Here is a 22,187-nt window from a genome sequence, read left to right on the forward strand (position 1 = left end):
AATTATTGTATATCTAACGTTGGCAAAGACTTAATTAGTTCATCAATATCCTTCATTTGTGCTAAAAATGGTTCAAGTTTATCTAGGGGTAATGCACTTGGACCATCACATTTAGCCTCAGATGGGTCTGGGTGGGCTTCTAAAAACAAACCAGCTAAACCAGTGCCCATACCGGCTCGTGCAAGCTCAACAATCTGGTCACGTCTACCACCTGATGCCTCACTACCTGAATTACGAGTTTGTAGTGCATGTGTTACATCAAAAATAATAGGTAAATTGTTACTAATACGTTTCATCACACCAAGACCTAATATATCAACCACAAGGTTATCATAACCATGGCAGGTACCACGCTCACATAGCATCAACTTAGCATTACCCATTTCATTAAATTTATTAATAATGTTTTTCATTTGCTCTGGACTTAAAAACTGTGGCTTTTTAATATTTACAGGTTTACCAGTTTCTGCTAGGGACTTTACTAAATCGGTTTGACGCGCCAAAAATGCAGGTAGCTGTAATATATCTATAACTTCAGCAGCTGGCTCACACTGTGAAGGTTCATGTACATCAGTAATTACCGGTACATTAAAGGTGTCCTTAATTTCTTGAAATATTTTTAACCCTTCGTCTAAACCTGGACCACGAAATGAGTGGATAGAGGAGCGATTCGCTTTATCAAAACTTGCCTTAAATACATAAGGTATATCGAGTTTGTTTGTTATATTCACATAAGCTTCACATGCCTGCATAGCTAAGTCACGTGATTCTAAAACGTTAATTCCTCCAAACAAAACAAATGGTAGCTCATTGCCTACCTGAATACTTTCTGTAATTTTCATAATCATTTTCCTCTTTTATAAAATTTTATTAGCTAATGCCTGCTTGCATCAAATCTCTTAATGCCATAACCCCAACAAGATTTCCTTCATCATCCATAACCAATAATTGATTGACTTTTTTCTCTCGCATAACATTGAGTGCCTCTACAGCCATCGTATTTTCTGTAGTAGACATGGGTTGAGTCTTCATAACGCTTGAAATTGGTGCTTCCATATCATGTCTTGATGAAATTAACCGACGTACATCACCATCAGTTAATACGCCATAAGTACCTGAGTCAAAAACAACCGTCATACCTAAACGTTTTGCCGTAATCTCAAATAAAGAGTCCAAAATACTCGTTGTTCCGTCAACTAAAGGAACATCATCCGATGTTTTCATTAAATCGGCAACAGTCGTAAGTAACTTTTTACCTAATGAGCCTGCTGGATGAGATAATGCAAAGTCTTCCGACTTAAAGCCTCTTGCCTCAAGTAATGCAACAGCCAATGTATCACCAAGTACCATAGTAGCTGTAGTACTTGAGGTGGGTGCCAACCCCATTGGACAAGCCTCTTCAAACGCGCCTAAGGTTAAGGCAATATCAGCCTCTTTAGATAAGCGCCCTAATAAATTTTTAGTAATACTGATTAATGGAATATCCAGTTTTTTAATAACGGGCAATAATAAGTTAATTTCATCACTATTACCCGAATTAGAAATAGCTAATACAACATCGCCTTGCACAATCATGCCTAAATCACCGTGTCCTGCTTCTGCTGGGTGTACAAAAAAGGCTGGTGTTCCCGTTGATGCCATCGTTGCTGCAATTTTTCTGCCTACCAATCCTGACTTGCCCATACCAGTAACAATTAATCGACCTTTACAATTTAAAATAGTATCGCATGCAAAGATAAATCTTTCATCTAACTCCATTTGCATTAGAGTTAATGCTTTTTTTTCAATTTTAATTGTACGAAGGGCACTTTCTAAGTAACTACTTTTCTTAATATTCATTACACGACTTCTACTTATGCTAATAAATAACTTTTAATAGGATTTGATTTTTATATACAACTTTTATACTAAGTTTCCATAAAAATATTATTTGTACTAAAATGCTTCTCATCTACCTTGATAAACATATGACTTACAAATTCCTGCATTGATGTGTCGATATCTGATTGCACATATAAAATATTTTCTTTTAAGAAGACAGCTTTATTTATCTCTAGCATTTTGTAGTTAGGTCCTTCTATGATTAAATCTTCAAGATAATTTTCTATTTGATTTAGATCATCGCAAAATAATGATAAGTTTTTTAATTGTTTCTTATCTTCGTCTGTTGGTATAAGACATACGGTACTTGTTGAGTCTAAAACACTAGATTGATATAGTTGGTTTGTACACATTCCCAGGATGATAGTAGAACTAAATAAAAATTTCTCATCCGACTTTTTACTACCAACAAACTTTACATCAATGGTTTGATCAAAACATTGTTTAAGACGGTTTATGAAGTCATGCTTGAACTTGTAATCTATATTTATAACAACTGACCCTCCTAATTCTTTAATTACCTTGTTAATGCTTTTGGCGATAGTCAGCACAATAGTCCGCGATAACCCATGAGTTAGTAACATGACTGTTTTTTTCTTCATATCACTGACTTTATTAGTATGATGTGAAATCATATTATTAGTAGGGGAGATACCTGTAGTCATTTGCTTAAGTCCAGTTAACCTGTATCGTGATTTTTCGTTATTATCAATCCAAGCAATAGAAGGTGGTAGCTCAATGCTTAATAAATTTGACAGATTATTTTCTTTAGAAGACTGAATAATTGATGAGTTATTACCTGTATCGTGACTAACTTTATATAGTAGTTGAGCAGTAGTTGATTCATGATCTATAAAAACAACTTTTTTGTTGTTTTGTAATAAATGTTTAAAACTTGCTAATGTAAAAAAAATATGAAATATATCTTTGCTATATTTGATAATGTTTTTTTCAAGTATTTGAATCAGTGCTTTTGGAAGCTTTTTATTCAAATCTGACAAAAGTATTGTTGAAAAATATTTAATGAATTGAGGACGGTACGCATAGTAGGAGGAATATGAATACTTTGAATCATTGATTTGTTGATTTAAAATATCACAATTATCAGGTAATTCAGATTTTAGTAGATCATACTCATTTTTTTGATCGTTAATTACCTCTTCATTTAAAAGTAATGTAGCATTTGTACTGAACAATGGACTTTGACTAAGTAGTCTTTTAACTAACGTGATTGATGCATCATCTGGCGATAAGCAAACAACAATGCCTTCTTGATTGTAAGAGGGTTGGGTTGGTTGGTTCAAGGTTATATCGTACCAGAATTTAGCAAATAAACGTTTTTCTTCTGGTATATCAAATGGCTGAGTTAAATCTGTTTTTAATTTTGGTTTTATGCCTTTTCGGGCAACATCTCTGCTCAGCTTCTGATTTTTTAGTGCAATATTAATTTTACCTTCAAAATCTAAAACGTTGGCATGATGACATAAACAGTAAAATAAGTCTTGTATAGAAGAGAGGTCATCGGCATAGATAAAAATTGTATCGTATTCTTCTATGATGCTTTTAGCCGTATTATAAATTTGATATAAGAATAATATCTCTTGTTCTATACCTTTAGCTATTATTCTAAGGTAAGTGTCGGGAATCAATTGTTCAGACACATATGACTTTAAAGTGTGTAGTATGGTGTTTGAAATGGTCTGTAGGTCTGGTGTTGTCTTATTTAACTGACTAAACCAATCTAATGCTGAATTATCTTCAAATGAATAAAGATTGATTGAATTAAGATACTCAAATGGGACAACAACCTCATTTGATACAGGCGTTATTGTGTCGTGATAAAAAATATCTACTTTTTTTGTATTGTGATTAGTAAGATCACAAGCAAACTCCATGGCGTCACTACTATCAGAAATAACAGCTAGTTTTTTGCTACTTGATTTTTTATGATACAGTAAGTCTAACGGGTGAGTGGTAGCTAAATTATAAATTTTTCGGGTTTGTTGGCTATCAAATAACTCAAGGTTTTGGTTTTGCCTAATAATGCCATCTAAGTAAACTAATGAATCATTTAGATTCGATTTTCTCTTGGTGTCATTAATACGGTATCTTGGATATAAAATATAAGCTGCAGCAAAAACCTCTAATAAACTTAATTCCCTTTGCCTTCTATCTACATGTTGTCTATCATCTGTTAATCCCCAACCAGAATAAAAAGGAGCACCCAGAGTTGTAACTGGCACACCATTTATTAATGATTCAAAGCCACCTAAAGAAGTGATTGTATAGACCCTATCTACACCGGTTAATGCATCAAACATAGACATATTAGTATGATAAACTTCAACATCTATATCTGTATTTAAAGAATCAGAAATTTCTTTTCTTTTGCCTTTAAGTACATCGGGGTGTGGTTTGAAGATAACTTGTGCGTTAGGGTTTTCACGAATTGCGATTTTAATTAGCTCTAAATTGGTAATAATTTCTTGGCAACCAAATAAAACAGACTGATCGTCTTCTACTTGCCCTAGAACTAAGATTCTTTTTCTAGTTTTTTTACCATATAAACTTTCTGCAATATTATTTTGTGTATGGTTGTACTTATTAATTTTATTTTTCTTAATAAAGTTAATTGCTTCTTCTGCTTGTTTCATAAGCTCATAATCGGCATCAAAACTATAATGATTTAATATGTTTTCTAAATCAGATGGAAGAGAAGAGTCGTAGTAAAATCCAGTTTTATCAAGGCATAAAGATACAGGTGCAACTTTATCTGCCCCTAACCCAACAGAACGAATAAAACCATCTTCTATATGGTAGATATTGATATTGTTTTCTATAGCGTAAGCAGAAATATTTTGGGGGACTTTTCTGCCCCACATGATAAAACAAACTTTGGGCAAAAAGTTAATGACTTTATTATATCGATTTAAATCAGCATTTAGTGACAGGTAGATTAACCTATATTCGGGTAAAAACTGTCTTACATATTCTCGTTTCCATTGGGAAACATTAAAAACAAATGCTATGGGTTTTGTAACGTTTATATCTTTTATTATTTTATTTACTTTTGTAATATCATGGTTAATAGATTGTCGAAATGATTCAACATCTTCTAATAAACCTAAAGCACCCTTTTTTTTAACAGTTAGATATGAACTTTTACTTTTAGCTGACGTTACTTGTAGGAATTTTTTACTAAATCGACGAATAGGTAATTGCATATAAATTATATCTCATTAATTAACACTATCTATCTATTAAACATTGTAAATATGACGCTATTGTTAATAATATATGAAATATTTATGACTAAAATAAAAAAACTACTATTGAGTTAGCAAGAGAAATTATTTGCAATAACAAACTCTTGTATAGTTTAGGTATGATAATATTTAAATAGTGAGACTTAGGGCTTTGTACTGCTTGGTTGAAGCTACCTTCTACAATTACTACTTGCTGTTGAGTCAAACGTTTGTGTTAGCTTTTGTTGAAAATAAATTTATGAATTGACGAATTATGAAATTAAAGAATGAATAGTAAAGTATGATTAATACTATCAATAGGATATTATGATTAAGTCGTATTAATACAAATTTTCTTTCTTATGTGAGGTTTTTTTTGGTCAAAAAACAACTATTTTTTCTACTAGAAAATAAAAAAGAACGTTATAAACGTTCTTTTTTAGTATCAGCTAACAAGTCAATAGACAGCTAAAATATATTGTTATTTTAGTTGATTGACTTGCTCGACGGTGCCAACCTTGGCAGTGCTTGATAAGCGTGCTGGATTACCATGGTTTTCTATTGGCTTTTTATCACTGGTATAATAGGGGGTTTTAGGTGCGATAAAGGCAACTGGCTTCTTATGATTGGGTACAGTGAGTGTCACCGGCGTATCGATTGTTACCCCACCACCTAACGCTTGGTACAATTGAACTTGGCTCATTGCCTTCGCTTTTTCAAGATTTAAAATACTCTGTTGGCTACTAAACTCTGAGCGTTGTGCATCTAAAACTGATAAATAACTGTCTAAACCTGCTTTATAACGAGCATCCGCAATGGTATACATCTGTTGAAAGTTATCTTGCAATCTATACTGTGTTTCTAAACGTTCTTCTAATGTTGCACGTGCTGCCAAAACATCTGCAACTTCTTTAAAAGCGGCTTGAATACTTTTTTCATAGCCTGTTAAGGCTTGTTTGCGTGCAATTTGTGCAACTTGATAATTTGCATCTAGCTGACCTGCATCAAACAAAGGAACACTGATAGATGGCCCAAAAGACCAACCAAATGCAGATGTTTTAAATAGCTGTTTTAGGTTGGTGCTAGAATAGCCCATACGCCCAGTTAAGCTGATTGAAGGAAAATAATTTGCACGGGCTACGGCGATATTTGCCCCAGCGGCTTTTAGTTTGTATTCAGCTTGCAGTACATCTGGTCTATAGTATAAAAGCTCACTTGGTAACCCAGCACTAAATACTTTGTGATTGGTGATGTTGCTAACGTGTGGGGCAGGGTATAAGTTTTCTGGCACAGGTGAGCCAATCAAGTATTGCATGGCATTACGCAATTGCAGTAGGCTGGTTTGCGCATTGTAAGCTGCTAGTTTGGCATTTTGTAGTAGTGACTCTGCTTGTAGCGAAGGTGCTTTAGAGTCTATCCCCGCATTAAAGCGAGCTTTTGTAATTTGTAATGACTTTTGACGGCTATTAACGGTAGACTCTGCCAATTGTAATTGTGCTAGGGCATAGCTATAGTTTACATAGGTTTGTGCAATGGTGCTAATAAGGCTAATTTGGGCAGCATCTTTCGCTGCTGTTGTACCTAAATAAGTTTGTAAAGCTTGATCTTTTAAATTGGCAATTTTACCCCAAAAATCAAACTCATAGTTTGCCATGCCAAGGTTTACATTAAAGGCAGATGATGAGTTTTTATCCCTTGCATTTGTTGCTAAGCGATTTGCACCACCAGTAATATTGGCACGAGGTATATTTGAAATTTGAGTAATTTGATACTGTGCTTCGGCAGATTTTACGGCCAAAATGGCGGATTCTAAATCCTTATTGTTTTGTAAAGCGATTGAAATAAGCGCTTTTAACTTTGGATCACTATAGTAATCTTGCCAACGTTCTGCGGCGACACTAGGCTGATTTGCCTGACTCACGGTTTTGTTATCCATCGCAGTGAGCTGATAAGGTTGGTTAATTGGCAGATTGGGTTCTGCTAAAACTTGATTAGGTTGCTGACTAGGTGGAATGCGATTTTCAAACGTTTTTGTTAAGGTCGAGCATGCTGTTAAACTAAGGACAGCAGTGGCTACAACAAGTGGTTTGATAGCAGCCGTTGGACTGATAGTTTTGATGATTACAGTATTCATATTGTACTCTCTTTACAACTTTTTAAGCATTGGCTAACTTTAATAAATGCTCAAAGAGTTTTGTTAGATTTATTGCTGTTTTTATAATTGCGTATTATTACTTGCTATTTTAGCAGTTTGTTTATTTTGGTTGGGTAAATTTGTACCGTCTGAGTCATTGGTGTTTTTATTAACACGATTGTTTTTTTTGTACGGAAAAATTGAGCGTACCCAAATATAGAACATAGGGATAAACAACACACCTAATAATGTTGCACTGATAACACCGCCCAAGACGCTGGTACCAATAGCAGTTTGCGAGCCAGAACCTGCCCCTGTTGATAAAAAAAGCGGAACAACACCAATACCAAATGCTAATGATGTCATGATAATTGGTCGTAACCGTTGCCTAGCTGCTGTCATTACAGACTCTTTTAAGCTATAGCCTGCCTCTTGATATTCTTTAGCAAACTCAATAATCAAAATTGCATTTTTGGTGGATAAACCAATAATGGTTAATAAGCCCACCTGTAAGTATACATCATTACTAAACCCTCGAAGGCCAGTAAATAATAAAGCACCAATCACGCCTAATGGCACAACAAGTATAACGGCAAATGGTATCGACCAACTTTCGTATAAAGCTGCCAAACATAAAAAGACAATTATTAAAGAAATCGCATAAAGTATGGGTGCTTGTGCGCCAGATTTTTGCTCTTCTAATGATTGACCCGTCCATTCAAAACCAATACCGTTTGGTAATTGAGAAATCATATTTTTCATTGCTGTCATTGCCTGGCCAGAGCTTATACCTGGCGCTGCCTCGCCCTGAATGTTCATAGCTGGGTAACTATTGTAACGATCAAGTTTTGGTGATCCATAGCGCCATTCTGTGTTAGAAAAAGCACCCATAGGGATCATTTCTCCATTGCCGTTACGAACATACCATTTATTGATATCTTCAGGGTTTGTACGGCTGTTCGCTTCACCTTGCATATATACTTTTTTAATACGACCACGGTCGATAAAGTCGTTAACATAGGCAGAACCCCATGCCATAGATATAACGTTATTAATATTAGCAAGTGATAAGCCGTAAACGGAGGCTTGCTCTTGGTTCACATTAATTTTTAGTTCAGGCGCATCTTCAATACCATTAGCACGAGAGTAGGCAATGTTAGGATCCTGAAAAGACATGCCAATTAACATATTGCGTGCTTCTAATAATTTGTCATGCCCAACATTGCCACGGTCTTGAAGCATTAAATCAAAACCTGATGCATTGCCAAGCTCCATAATTGGTGGTGGGACAATAGCAAAAACATTAGCCTCATTCACTTGGGTCATAAAATAACCCATAGCGCGTTTTGCTACGGCTTCTGCAGAGTTATCTAAACCAACACGGTGCTCCCAGTCTGCAAGTTTAATAAAAGCAAGCCCCATGTTTTGACCTTGACCAGCAAAACTAAAACCAGATATGGCATAAACAGAATCTACATTGGCATCTTCATTTTGTTGATAATAGTCTTGAACTTTATCCATAACTTTTTCAGTTTGTTCAAGCGTAGAACCTGCCGGCAGCTGTACTAGTGTAAATACAATCCCTTGGTCTTCCTTTGGTAAGAATGAAGAGGGTATACGAATAAACATAAACGTCATGACAGCAATTACTGCTGCATATAAAAATAGGTACAACCACTTTAAGTTAAAGCTTTTACCTACGAATTTTTCATAACCTAGACTTAATTTAGTAAACCCACGGTTAAACCATCCAAAAAAGCCTTTTTGTGCTTCTTGATCATGTTTTTCATGATTTTTACCACGCTTGAGTAGGGTGACACATAATGCGGGTGTAAATATTAATGCAACCGCTGCTGATAGCATCATACTAGTCACAAGTGTTAATGAAAACTGGCGGAAGATAACACCAGTTGAACCACTCATAAATGCCATAGGTACAAATACAGCAGATAAGATTAAAGCAATACCGATAACAACCTTGCTAATTTCTCCCATGGACTGAATGGTGGCATCTTTGACACTGATGTGAGGGTCTTCTTCTAAAATACGTTCGACGTTTTCTACCACAACAATGGCATCATCAACCAATAAACCAATGGCAAGTACCATTGCAAACATGGTAAGCACATTAACACTAAAGCCTGCCACACTTAGCACAGCAAAAGTGCCTAATATCACCACAGGTACAGCAAGTGTTGGGATAATAGTGGCACGCCAATTTTGTAAAAATAAGAACATTACTAAAAATACCAAAGCAATGGCTTCAAGTAATGTTTTGATAACTTCTTCAATGGATAGTACAACAAATGGCGTTGTATCATAAGGAATAGATGCTTTTAGTCCTGTCGGGAAGTTAGCCTCTAACTCTTTCATACGCTCTTCTACTGCTGTGCGTGTGTTTAATGCATTTGCCCCTGTTGCTAGGTTAATACCAATACCTGCAGCAATCTTACCGTTGTATTTAGAGACGCTACTGTAATTTTCGCTACCAATCTCTACCCTTGCAACATCGCCCAGACGCACTTGTGAGCCATCTTCTGCAGTTTTAACTAAAATGTTACGAAACTCATCTGGCGTTTGTAAATAGCTTTGTACACTAACGGTTGCGTTAATAACTTGTTCATCTGTTGCAGCAGGAGACTGACCTAATTGACCAGCAGAAACTTGTGCATTTTGCGCTTTAATAGCACCATAAATATCTGATGGCATCAAGCCATAGCTACGCAGTTTATTCGGGTTTAGCCAAATGCGCATAGAATACGATGATCCAAACAGTTGGACGCTACCAACGCCTTCTACACGGCTAATTTGATCTAATACATTTGAGCTAACATAGTCACCAATATCGGCTTCTGCCATGCTTCCATCTTCTGAAGTGAAAGCATAAACCATCATAAAACTACCAGAAGCCTTTTCTACATTAACGCCCTGACGCTGTACAGACTCTGGCAAACTACTCATTGCAGATTGCAATTTATTTTGTACTTGAACCTGTGCAGTATCAGGGTTTGTACCGTTATTAAATGTTAGAGTTGTTTTTGATAAACCATTTGATGAGCTACTTGATGACATATACATCAAGTTATCCAGCCCCTTCATCTGTTGTTCAATTGCCTGAGTTACCGAGTTTTCAACTGTTTTAGCATCAGCGCCTGGATACACCGCATTTACAGTAACGGTTGGTGGCGCAATACGTGGATATTGCTCGATTGGCATGCGTAAAACTGCCAATGTACCAATAATAATAGCTAAGATGGCTAACACCCATGCAAAGATAGGGCGATTAATAAAAAAACGTGACATGGTATTTTATTTTCCTACTTTGTATGGATTAGTTTTGGCTGTCATCTACTTGATCAGCCATTGCTGCCGCTTCTTTTTGAGCTTGCTCATCAGCTGCCTGTTGAGGTGTTTTTGGCGTTTGCGCTTGAGCCTCTGCTTGTGGTTTTTCTTTTGCTTTTACAGGGGCGTCATCAATTACTTTTTGTTGTGTTGATTCGGCTTGGCTATTTTTATTGGGCTTTTGACTTACGTGATCATCTTTATTTGGCATTGGTTTAGCGTTTACTTTTTGTTCTGGCTTAACTTTAGCGCCACCAATGGCAACCACATTTTCACCTTGTCTCAAACCACTGGTGATAACCCAATTGCCTTTATATGCACCATCTACGGTTACAGGGCGTACTTTAATCGTATTTTCATCATCTACAATATAAACCTGTGTTTCGCCTTTTGGTGTTCGCATAATGGCACTTTGAGGAAGTAAAACGGCATTAGGGATAACTGACTGCGCCATGCGTGCAGTAACAAACATCCCAGGCATTAGTAAACCATTATTAGGGAACACGGCACGCAAAGTAACCGAACCAGTTGATGCATTAACGTTCACTTCACGCAGTGCTAACTGACCCTTTTGCTCATAACTTGAACCATTTTCTAACATCAGTTCTACTGAGTTTATGCCCTGTTTTGCTTTGCCTGAAGCAATGTCTTGACGTAACTGTAACATTTGAGATGATGACTGATTGATATCAACATAAATTGGATTTGTTTTAGTAATCGTCACTAAAGGATTTGCTTGGCTTGCATTGACGAGTGTACCAACTGTAAAGTTTGAGCTGCCTGTAATGCCAGAAATTGGTGCGGTAATAATGGTTCGGCTTGCATTTAATTGGCTTATTGACATAGTTGCTTTAGCTGCTGTAATGTTTGCGGTTGCGGTTTCTATGCCTGCATTGGCTTGTGCGATGGCAGCTTCTGCCGCTTTTACACCAGCTTGTGCGGTTTTAATTTCTGTTTTTGCTTGATCTACCAGTTGCGCCGATACAGCATCTTGACTTAAAAGCTGGGTATATCGGTTATAGTTTGATTGCGCTTGTTCTAGTAATGCTTTTTGGCTAAGTAGAGAAGCTTGTGCACTGGTACGTGACGCTTTAGCTGTTGTTAAGCTGGCATTGGCTTGTGCGATGGCAGACTTTCCGCTTTCTATTGCATTGGTATAGTTGTCTGCATTGATACGATATAAAGCTTGCCCTTTTTTAACGGGAGAGCCTTCTCTAAATAAGATTTCTTCAATAATACCTGTTGCCTGAGGGCGTACTTCTGAACTTTCAAAAGCAACGGTTCTACCCGAAAAGGTTTTAAATTGCGGTATACTCTGAAACTGCACTGGCATGATATTAACAACGGCAAGAGGCATTTCTTGTTGAGCTGCTGCCTGTTCATTTTGCCCTTGGCTACATGCTGTCAGCATTTCAACGCTTAACGCTGCTGATAATACTAAAGAGATAGAGGAAAGCTTCATCTAATGAATCCTTTGTACTTTAAATGTTGGTAAATTTGATTTAAAAAGGTAATTCTTGTTTTAAAAATGTAAAATGAATATTTATTCGATTAATTCTAATGTTTTTACTTTTGCTTTACAACCTAATATTATCAATGACTTTTTTTTAAAAGACCAAATGAAACGAACCATAATTGAGGCATGGTTACAAAAAAACTCCACGGTTGTGGAGCTTTATCAATATAGTTGCTTGTTGCTGTGTAAACACATCTCTATTAAAAAAAGACTCAATAACTATACTAAACGAGAAATTGCTAACTCAGTTAATTGTTGCAACCCTTCTCTATATATATTGTTAGGTAGCTCATTTAATGCTTGCTGGGCAAGTTTGGTTTCTTCTAATGCACGTTGTTGGCAATAGGCTAATGCCCCCGAATCTTGTACAATCTTAATTAATTGGTCGGCATTATCTGCATTACCAGTTTGTACTGCCACTCGTAGTAGGTCATAATCTTTTTGATTATCTTGTTTTAAAAGCTCTAATGCTTTGATAGTAGGCAGGGTAGGCTTCCCCTCAGCTAAGTCATCTCCCATGTTCTTGCCCATAACTTTGGCGTCGCCGCTATAATCTAAGACATCATCAATTATTTGAAAAGCATTACCAAAGTGTTGCCCAAATCTTGATAAAGCTGGCAATAAATCAGGTTTATTTTGTAGTAAGGCAGCCCCTTGGGTTGCCATCATAAACAGGCGCGAGGTTTTTCCATCAATAATGCGCATGTAATCTTCTTCGGTTGCATGGGGATCGTGTTGATGCTGTAGTTGTAAAACTTCGCCTTCTGCAATGTCACAAGTACCAGCAGAAAAGATTTCTAATAAAGTGAGGTCTTTAAAATCAACCAACAGATTAAACGAGCGTGCAATCAAATAATCACCAACTAACACAGCGGTTGGATTATCCCAAGTGGCATTGGCTGTGGGTTTGCCACGACGTAAGCCAGACTCATCTACCACATCATCATGTACTAACGTTGCCGTATGCAGCATTTCGGTAATGGCAGCTAGATGCATGGCACGTTTTGAGGGTTGGTCATCTAGCATGCGTGAGCAAAGCAGTGTAATTAAAGGGCGCATACGCTTGCCACCTGCGTTAATCACATGTTGTGATACGCTCATCACCAGTTGAACTTTTGAGTTTAGGCTACCAAAAACTTGCTTATCCATAATAGCAAAGTCTTCGGCAACAATATTTAATATATCTTGATAGTTGATGGTGTTATTTTGTGAACTTACAGATAATGTCATGAGTCGCTCTGAGGGGATATCTTTAAATTAATTTTATGGCAAATATCTTAGCACAACCTGAGAATGATAGTTAACAAAAATCCATACATATTTTAATAATTTTAGGGGTAGTGGGTTATTAGCAGTGGCTAACACCAGCGCCACTAATTTGACTGATGCCACCACTTAGTTTTTCTACTTTAATTTGAGTAGAGATTCTATCTTTTAAAGCTTGTACGTGCGAGATAACGCCAATTAGTTTGCCAGTCTGTTGTAAACTGGTAAGCGTGTCTAGCGCAATGTCTAACGAGTCTTCATCCAGCGTGCCAAAGCCTTCATCTAAAAATAAAGAGTCAACATTGATGTTTTGGCTCGCCATATGTGAAAGCCCCAAAGCCAAAGCAAGGCTGATGATAAAGCTTTCGCCACCCGATAGATTTTTACAAGAGCGTATTTCGCCTGCTTGATAGTTATCTATAACGTTTAGTTCAAGTGGCTCATTTTCATCCATGATTAGCAAATATCGGTCGCTCATTTTTTGTAGCTGTGCATTCGCGTTTTGAATCATGGCTTTAAATGTTAGTCCTTGGGCAAAAATTCTAAACTTTTTACCATCGCTTGAGCCAATGAGCATATTTAATTGATCCCACATTTGATTGTCTTTTTTTTGTTTATCAATCGCTTGCTGCTGTTGGGTTGTTTTGTTTTGCTTGGCTTTGTTTTCATTAAGCTGTTGGGTATAAATGCCTATTTGTTCTGCAATCTTATTAACTTGTAGTTTGGTTTGTGACTCTAATGCTAATAGCTCATTTAATGGTGTTTTTGTTAATTGTTTATCCCGTTGTTGCTGTAACGAGTGCTTATTATTTTCTAACATGGTTGTTAACCGAGCAACCTCGGAAGTAAGTGCATCATGTAACTTGGTAAGATGCGCTCGCTGTGTTTGAGGTAGGCGTGCAGCTAAAAAGTGTGGGGTATCTCTAAAGCCCTGTTTGCCAAGTTTTTGATTAAAAAGATTGCGCTGCTGGGTTAATGTTGCTTGGTTGTCATTAATGGATATTGCCAGCTCGCTCAGTGATTTTAAGAGGTGGTTGACATTATTTTGTAAACTTTGTTGTTGCTCTTTAATGTTTATATAAGTGTGTTGGGCTTGCTCTAATGCCAATCGCAACCCTTGTTCTTCTTCAATAGGGTTTTTATTAGCAAATAAGGTTTGTCTATCGTTTATCTTATTTTGGTAGGCAAGTTGTTGCTCGGTCAGTTTATTGCCTAATTCATCAAGTATTTGACTATTTTGCGTATATTGCTGTTGCAATTGGTTTTGTTTAGAGTCAAAAACACTGATTGATTTTTCTAGTTCAATCTTTTCTTCTTGTGTGTGACGATAGGTTTTTTCTAAGGTGTGCCATTCTGCATAAATATTGCGTAGCTTATCTATCAATGGTTCGTAATCATTAACTGTCAACAAGTGTGATTGCGCAATACTGGCTTTTAGCTTTGTGGGCGCAGAGTGTTGATGGCGTTGTAACAGTGTCTCTAACTCGTCAGTTTGGCTGTTTAAGTCAATAAAGTTTTTATTAATGCGGTTGTTAATATGCTCTATTCTTTGGTTATATAATTTTTCTTCAACCGATATATCACTCAACTGTTTTTGAGTGTGGTTAAGTGCCTCTGTGTGTTGCTGTAATACCTGTTTTATTTGGGTGATTTGTTGCTGTGCCTCATCATGCTGGCTGATGATTGCCTGTGCTGATTTTATTTTTTGTTGCTGCTTACTTTGCAAATCAACCAACTTGCTGTTTAAAACACGGGTGCTGGTTGCGTCAAGCGACTCAACTTTTAGTGCGTTCACTAGTTGTGGTTGTGTTGATTGGATATGGCAATAAATTTGTTCAATTTGAGCTAAAGTGGTATTAAGCTGGGTGGTATTAACCGCAATATTTTGTTTGAGCTGAGAAATAGAAGACTGATTAGTACTTACCTCGTGTTTTAGTGCATCAACTTGTACAGTTATCTCATTGAGTTTATCAATTTGTGGATTACTTGGATCATAATGCGGATGAGAACCATGCGCTAAATCTTTTAAATAAGGATGCTCTGTTGCGCCACAAATGGGGCAGGCTTCATCTTGTTCTAGCGCAGCAATGTGTTGCTCTAGCTTGATGACTTTTTGCTGTAAGGCAAGGCTTTCTTGTTTTGCCTTTAAGTTTTGACTGAGATGGTCTAACGTACTTTGCTGTGTATCAAGTTGTTTGTTTAACTCTGTGCGTTGTGTGATTAATTGCTGTTTGGTTTCTACCAAATTTGCCAAAGGTGTTTGTTGTTGCACAAGGGTGTCTAACAGGTGTTGATGGCTGTTTGCTTCGGTGAGTTGGGCTCTTAGCGTTACAATGGTTTTGTTTGCTAGCAAGGTAGCCACATTATTTTGTTGTGTGCTTAAATTGTGTTGATGCGTGTTAATCTCTTGCTCAATCTTTTTAATTTTTTGATTAACGGCTTGTTTTTTAGGTTCAAGCTGTTTGCTGAGTTCAGTCAGCTGAGTCAATTCAGTTTTTGCATCGCTATTAGCTAAAAGTAGGTTTTTAATGCTGTTGCAAAAGCGTGTCAGTTTATCGCATTCAATGCTTAAATTTGCATGAGTAGGGTGCAAGCTTAGATATTGATTAACATCTGATAAATTGCTTTTTTGGTTTTCTATTATTGTTTTATTATCATCAATTTGTTGTTTTATTTGACTAACATTGTTTTGTTGCTCTGTATGATGTTGTGTTATTTCTGCCAAACGATTTTTGGCATGTTTTAACTCGCCATCAATTGTATTGACTTGATTGATAATCGGAAGTTGCGTTTCTAATAGTGTGTTAGCTTGTGTGAAGCTAGCATGGGCATTTTGGAGCTGTGTTTTGCTAGATTCAAGATTTTTTTGTTCAATGTCTAACTGGTTATTGAGCTGGGTTTGTTTTTCAATCAACTCGCTTTGCAATTTTTCACTATGCGCCAGTTTTAAATAGTCCCCATCAATTTCTAACGCTTGGTTTGCCTGCTTTAGCTGTTTGGCTTGTGGTGCAAAGTCGGTAAGTGCTTGTTGGGCGTTATCAAGTTGGGTGTTTTGGTTGGCAATATCATTGGTTAATTGTGCGATGGTTTTTTGCCAAATGATTTGCTCATTGAGGGCGTCTAAGGTGCTGGTAAAATGTTGTTGCTGTTTTTGTTGTGCGTCTATTTTTTGTTGTATCTGTTCAACTTGCTCTGTTGATAGCAACTCAATCCCGTTAAGGGTAGCCGTTAGTTCTTTTAATTTACCATCATGGTTGCGTTTTTTATCAAATACTCGGCGAGAGATGGCCGCATAAATGTCTGTGCCTGTTATTTTTTCTAAAATATTGGCTCTATCATCCGATTTGGCTTTTAAAAATTTTGCAAAATCACCTTGTGCTAATAAAACCGCACGTGTAAATTGCTCAAAATCCATACCAACAAGATCAATAATTTGCTTTTTTGTTAAAGTGGCTTTGCTTTCTAAAATTGTGCCTGTATGGTGTTGGTGTGATTGCAATCGGCTTAAGGTGTGGGTAACATCTTGTAAGTTTCCATTTGCTTTTTTACGTGCTCGATGTTGTGACCAATTACAGCGGTAAACTTTGCCTTTTATTTCTAAATCAACCTCTGCCATACACTCAGCACTGCCACGAGTCATGACTTCATTGTTGCTTTTACTGATTTCAACACGAGGCGTTCTGCCGTATAAAGCCAAACAGATGGCATCTAAAATTGTGGTTTTACCAGCACCAGTTTGTCCTGTAATGGCAAAAATCCCACTATCTTGATAGGCTGGGTTGGTAAAGTCAATTTGCCATTCACCTTTTAGTGAGTTTAGGTTTTTTAGTTTTAAAGATAGGATTTTCATTATTCTGCCCTTACATCGTCATGCTCAATTTCATAAACTATCTCTTGAAAACATGCCATAAGTTCAGTTCTTTGGTCTTCAGAGATGTCGTGCGTTTCTAAGCAACGGGCAAAGACGTCTTCACGGCTTAAGTCGTGAAGGGATTCAGACTGTTCTGTCTGTTTTAATATTTTTTGATAGGTTTGCGTATTGTTAATTTTAATAATTTCAATATCACTTGCTTGTACTAATTGATGCAGTTGTTCTGACAAATTGCTAACTATTTGCTTGGCGTTATAAATTACCTCTATCCAAACAGGTTCATTAAGTGTTTTTAGTTGATTAATTTGCTGTGTGATGTGGTCCATATCTCCTTTTATTTGGGCAAGCCTTTGAAAAGTTGGTATGTTAATTGGTTTGATGTGCATTTCATCCGTAAATTCGATTAATAAAACTTGTTTTTGTTGGTTAGCCTCGCCAAAGCCCATAGGTATGGGCGAACCAGAATAACGGATATGCTCGTTTCCGCCCACCAATTGTGGTACGTGCAAATGCCCTAAAGCCACATAGTCAATAATTGGATCAAACATATTGGCAGAAACCCCACCTAAACTGCCAATGTATAAATCTCGTACGCCATCATCAGAGGTGGTTTTGCCACCGATTGCCATCAAATGCCCCGTGGCGACTAAAGGCACTTTTTTGCCATATTTTTTTAAGTAATCATTTTGTTTTTGTGCGGCAAACTCGGTTGCTTGAGCATAATGTTTTGTTATGCCTGCAACCACTTGTGACTGCTTTTGGGTGCTAGACTCGCCAGCGTTACTTTTTCTAACATCTTTGTCACGCAAGTAGGGTACGGCAAGGATAATGGCTTGTGGCTCATTATTTTTATTATTTAAGGTAATCACTTCTTCTTCAATATTTTCACAAGCAGTGCCAATGATATGTACGTTGAGAAACTTTAATACGTCTTTTGGGGCATCAAGTAGGCTGGGGGAGTCATGATTACCAGCAACAATGATGATGTGTTGGCATGTACCACTTTGAGATATTCTGCCTAAAAACTCATAATACAATGCCTGTGCTTTGTTGCTTGGGGTCATGCTATCAAAAATATCACCAGCAACAATCAACACGTCGATTTGTTGTTTTACGATACAATCATAAAGCCAGTTTAAAAAGGCAGCAAACGTTTCATAACGTGTTTGTCCATAAAGTCGTCTGCCTAAGTGCCAGTCTGATGTATGTAATATTTTAAGCATGTTGTATTTTGTATGTAATAAATGGATAGGGTTGCTGAAAAAGTTAACATTGCGTAGTTTAACTATAATTGAATATTTTAGTCTTGTCAGCTTTAAAAGCAAAAAACACGACAATATGAGTCGTGTCTGTTGTGGTTTTTGGTGGCATTGTTTAGTGCGTTATTCTGGTTTTATAGAGCGCAATTGAATTTGATGTGCCAATTTATGGCATTCATCAATGTGGTCGGTCGCTATTTTTTTAAAAATGATATAGCCAATACTGGCAGCAACAATTTGCCCACCAAAAGGGATGTACTTTGTCACTTGCTTAGTGAGGATACGCGTGCCAAAACCTTGGATGGTTTGTTTAACCATGCCACGTGTTGCCATCAAACCCGCAAATGATATTGCACGGTCTTTTAGTTCTGTATAGCGTTCGTCTTCACTACCGAGCTTGCTAATATCTGAGGGGTTTTCAATCAGCTTAAATTTGGCGGTAATTTCTGGTAGTAGGGCAGTCAGCATACCAGCATCTACAGCGACGTCAAAAAAAGGGATTGGCACAATGGCAACGCCAGCAGAGACTTTAGCACGTGAGTTAACGATATCTTCACATTGTTTTCGGATTTTATTTAAATCTATGCTTGGGTCAATGTAGGACGGTAATTCATTAGGGATATTGGCGTTACTCATTGTTATACCTTTTTATTTAATCGATTCAAAGATAGGATTATCAGCAATTATATGCATAATATGTTAATGATTTTAAAAACTCATGATTACTATATTATGTCTTTTTTAAGTTTTTCAATCATAACCTTGTTAAGTTGCGCAAACATTGCTGCTTGGAAACCCACTATTTAAACGCTACAATAATGATATGTTAACATTAACCCTTCGCTATACTGGTGAGCTACCTGCTGGACTACAGCCGCTAGCAAAAACCCAACCAACGCTTGCACGCATTTATGCTGGGCGTCATATTACGGATGCCAATCAATTACTAACGCAATTAACCGACTTATTGCCAGCCAATAGTTTGTTGGGTATTGATGATGCTGTTTTGATAATGGACAAAGCGTTAGATGATGCAAAACGTATTTTAATTGTCGGTGATTTTGATTGCGATGGGGCGACCAGTACAGCCCTAATGATGCGGGTGTTGACAGAACTTGGCAAACCAAGTGGTGCTACGGTGTCGTTTATCGTACCAGACCGTTTTAAATATGGGTATGGTTTAACACCAGAAATTGTTGAGCTTGGTATCCGTGAGTTTAATCCTAATTTAATCATTACCGTTGATAACGGAATTTCTAGCCACGAAGGCGTTGCCAAAGCGCATGAGCATGGCATTGAAGTGATTATTACCGACCATCATTTGACCACCAAACCCACACCACCTGCTGAGGCAGTGGTGAATCCTAACCAGTTACACTGCGCGTTTGAAAGTAAATCACTAGTTGGCGTTGGCGTGGCATTTTATGTGCTTGGGCGTTTAGCAAAACACCGACGAGAGCAAGGCAAATCTAGCTATCAAGTGAGTAAACATCTGGACTTAGTTGCATTAGGAACAATAGCCGATGTGGGTGTGCTTGACCAAAATAACCGAATTTTAGTACACCATGGCTTAAATGTGATTAAAGCTGGGCGTTGCTCGGTTGGCATACTTGCAATTTTAGAGCAAACAGGGCGAGACCATCATAAAATCACCTCACAGGATTTTGGTTTTGTGATTGCACCACGCATCAATGCTGCTGGGCGTATGGATAATATGAAAATAGGTATTGAATGCCTACTGACAGATGATTGGGGTGTTGCCCAACGTTTGGCACATCAGCTTGATACCTTAAACAAACAGCGCCGTTCGGTAGAAAGCAAAATGAGAGAAGAAGCAGATGCAGTGCTTCAAACATTGGCGAATGATGTTGCATCGGTTGACGCCGAGTTGGATGAGGGAGATGTCGCTAAAGATAAGCAAAATTTTGATGATACCGCTTGCTTATCTTCTGACCAAAACCATCATAACCCAACGCATAAGTCTCTTGTGCTTTATCAAGACGATTGGCACCAAGGAGTGATTGGCATTGTGGCAGGACGACTAAAAGAAAGCTACTACAAACCTGCCATTGTATTTGCTCCCGCTGATACTGCAAAAACAGATGATAACGATTTAATTAAAGGCTCTGCAAGGTCGATTGCTGGCATCCACATTCGGGATGCAATAGAACAAGTAGCACAACAAAATCCAGAGTTGGTTTCTCACTTTGGCGGGCATGCAATGGCAGCAGGCTTAACGATTAAAAGGTCCAACTTTAGTGGGTTTACAAAAGCTTTTAATAAAATATTAGAAGCGGTTGATGATGCAGTATTTACAGAAGAAAAATATACCGATGGACAACTGATAGGGCAAGACTTTAGCTTATTGTTTGTTGATAACCTTAAACAAGCCAACATTTGGGGGCATGGTTTTGTAGCACCAACTTTTGATGGGATTTTTGAGGTAATTAATCATCGTATTTTAAAAGATAAGCATCTTAAATTTAGCTTAAAATATCCTGAGGTGCAGTATCCCATTGATGCCATTTGGTTTAATTATGATAATAGCGTCTGGGATTACAGAGCAAGTAAAGTGCATGTGCTGTTTGAGCTAGATATTAATGAGTGGAATGGTAACCAAAATATTCAGATGATGATAAAAGCGTTAGATGTTACTGAGCTAACTGCTTAGTTTTTTGCCTTACCTTTATAGTGTGCAATCATAAATAACGGTAGATTAAAACGTTTAATTAGTACTTTTTGTATGCGGTTGTGTAACTAAAATTGACTGGCATCTTTGTCAGGTTTACTATTAAATTATCAAATATTTTAAATAGGAATAACTCCTATTTATGTTAAATTTTTATGTTAAAAAATAATGGTTACAATTGAGGTAATGTTATGAAAAAATTAATGGCTGAGTTTATCGGCACTATGTGGCTTGTACTTGGCGGTTGTGGTACAGCGGTTTTGGCCACAAATGCTGAGCTGTTCCCTGCTTTAAATGTGGGCTTTGTTGGCGTGTCTCTGGCATTTGGTTTAACCGTGGTGACCATGGCTTATGCAATTGGTCATATTTCTGGTTGTCACCTAAATCCTGCAGTTTCTTTTGGTTTATGGGCGGGTGGTCGTTTCCCTGCAAAAGATTTAGTACCTTACATTGTTTCGCAAGTTTTAGGGGCAATTGTTGGTGCTGCAATCATTTATTTTATTGCTTCTGGTCAAGCAGGGTTTGATTTAGTTGGTAGTGGTTTTGCTGCTAACGGCTATGGCGAGCATTCTCCAGGTGGTTACAACATGGTAGCTGCATTAGTAGCAGAAGTGGTTATGACCTTCTTCTTTTTAATTGTGATTTTGGGTGCAACGCACTCTAAAGCACCCGCTGGTTTTGCAGGTTTAGCCATTGGCTTGGCATTGGTGCTAATCCATTTAATCAGTATCCCAGTTACTAACACCTCTGTTAACCCAGCTCGTAGTACAAGCCAAGCAATTTTTGTTGGCGGATGGGCGATTCAGCAGCTTTGGTTATTCTGGGTTGCGCCAATCGTGGGTGCAATTTTAGCAGGTGTTACTTATCGATTTATGTCACCAGAAAATGACTAACTGATAAATATATATCTATAAAAAATATAAAACCACAGGCTAAGCGCTGTGGTTTTTTTATGCCGTGATTTTTTATGGCACTAAAAATAAA

At 37.3% G+C, this 22,187-nt stretch carries 12 protein-coding genes; 2 read left to right on the top strand and 10 right to left on the bottom strand.

The window, feature by feature from the left end; genetic code table 11:
- Nucleotides 1–2 precede the first annotated feature (2 nt).
- The 10 genes from kdsA to VH441_RS01125 form a co-directional block, all read right to left on the bottom strand.
- Nucleotides 3–842 (bottom strand): 3-deoxy-8-phosphooctulonate synthase, encoded by an 840-nt coding sequence (gene kdsA, locus VH441_RS01080; RefSeq protein WP_434353644.1) that lies wholly within the window; start codon nt 840–842, stop codon nt 3–5.
- 28 nt (nt 843–870) lie between these two features.
- Nucleotides 871–1,839 carry a KpsF/GutQ family sugar-phosphate isomerase gene (locus VH441_RS01085; RefSeq protein ID WP_434353645.1) on the bottom strand — a complete coding sequence of 323 codons (969 nt, stop codon included), beginning with the start codon at nt 1,837–1,839 and terminating at the stop codon, nt 871–873.
- 68 nt (nt 1,840–1,907) lie between these two features.
- On the bottom strand, nt 1,908–5,105 hold the full coding sequence (locus VH441_RS01090; protein ID WP_434353646.1) for a capsular polysaccharide export protein, LipB/KpsS family: 3,198 nt from the start codon (nt 5,103–5,105) through the stop codon (nt 1,908–1,910).
- Nucleotides 5,106–5,607: 502 nt separating this feature from the next.
- Nucleotides 5,608–7,260: an efflux transporter outer membrane subunit gene (locus tag VH441_RS01095; protein WP_434353647.1), complete on the bottom strand. Its 1,653-nt coding sequence runs from the start codon at nt 7,258–7,260 to the stop codon at nt 5,608–5,610.
- 81 nt (nt 7,261–7,341) lie between these two features.
- Nucleotides 7,342–10,563, bottom strand: coding sequence for an efflux RND transporter permease subunit (locus VH441_RS01100; protein ID WP_434353648.1), 3,222 nt, complete (start codon nt 10,561–10,563; stop codon nt 7,342–7,344).
- A gap of 28 nt (nt 10,564–10,591) precedes the next feature.
- Nucleotides 10,592–12,064: an efflux RND transporter periplasmic adaptor subunit gene (locus VH441_RS01105; protein ID WP_434353649.1), complete on the bottom strand. Its 1,473-nt coding sequence runs from the start codon at nt 12,062–12,064 to the stop codon at nt 10,592–10,594.
- 273 nt (nt 12,065–12,337) lie between these two features.
- The gene (locus VH441_RS01110; RefSeq protein WP_434353650.1) at nt 12,338–13,348 is read right to left on the bottom strand and encodes a polyprenyl synthetase family protein; all 1,011 of its coding nucleotides are present in this window, start codon (nt 13,346–13,348) and stop codon (nt 12,338–12,340) included.
- 118 nt (nt 13,349–13,466) lie between these two features.
- Nucleotides 13,467–17,234 (bottom strand): AAA family ATPase, encoded by a 3,768-nt coding sequence (locus VH441_RS01115; protein WP_434353651.1) that lies wholly within the window; start codon nt 17,232–17,234, stop codon nt 13,467–13,469.
- Nucleotides 17,234–18,478 carry an exonuclease SbcCD subunit D C-terminal domain-containing protein gene (locus VH441_RS01120; protein ID WP_434353652.1) on the bottom strand — a complete coding sequence of 415 codons (1,245 nt, stop codon included), beginning with the start codon at nt 18,476–18,478 and terminating at the stop codon, nt 17,234–17,236. The genes VH441_RS01115 and VH441_RS01120 overlap by 1 nt, the downstream gene beginning before the upstream one ends.
- Nucleotides 18,479–18,637: 159 nt before the next feature.
- Nucleotides 18,638–19,150: a hypothetical protein gene (locus tag VH441_RS01125; protein WP_434353653.1), complete on the bottom strand. Its 513-nt coding sequence runs from the start codon at nt 19,148–19,150 to the stop codon at nt 18,638–18,640.
- A 187-nt stretch (nt 19,151–19,337) separates the two neighbouring features.
- Between VH441_RS01125 and recJ the strand changes: the two genes are divergently transcribed.
- Together recJ and aqpZ are read left to right on the top strand one after the other, a co-directional pair.
- Complete coding sequence (recJ, locus tag VH441_RS01130) at nt 19,338–21,185, top strand: single-stranded-DNA-specific exonuclease RecJ (protein WP_434353654.1); 1,848 nt, start codon at nt 19,338–19,340, stop codon at nt 21,183–21,185.
- Nucleotides 21,186–21,394: 209 nt separating this feature from the next.
- The gene (gene aqpZ, locus VH441_RS01135) at nt 21,395–22,096 is read left to right on the top strand and encodes an aquaporin Z (protein WP_434353655.1); all 702 of its coding nucleotides are present in this window, start codon (nt 21,395–21,397) and stop codon (nt 22,094–22,096) included.
- Nucleotides 22,097–22,187: the final 91 nt, after the last annotated feature.

This window comes from Psychrobacter sp. HD31, from assembly GCF_051097895.1.
Classification (GTDB): domain Bacteria; phylum Pseudomonadota; class Gammaproteobacteria; order Pseudomonadales; family Moraxellaceae; genus Psychrobacter.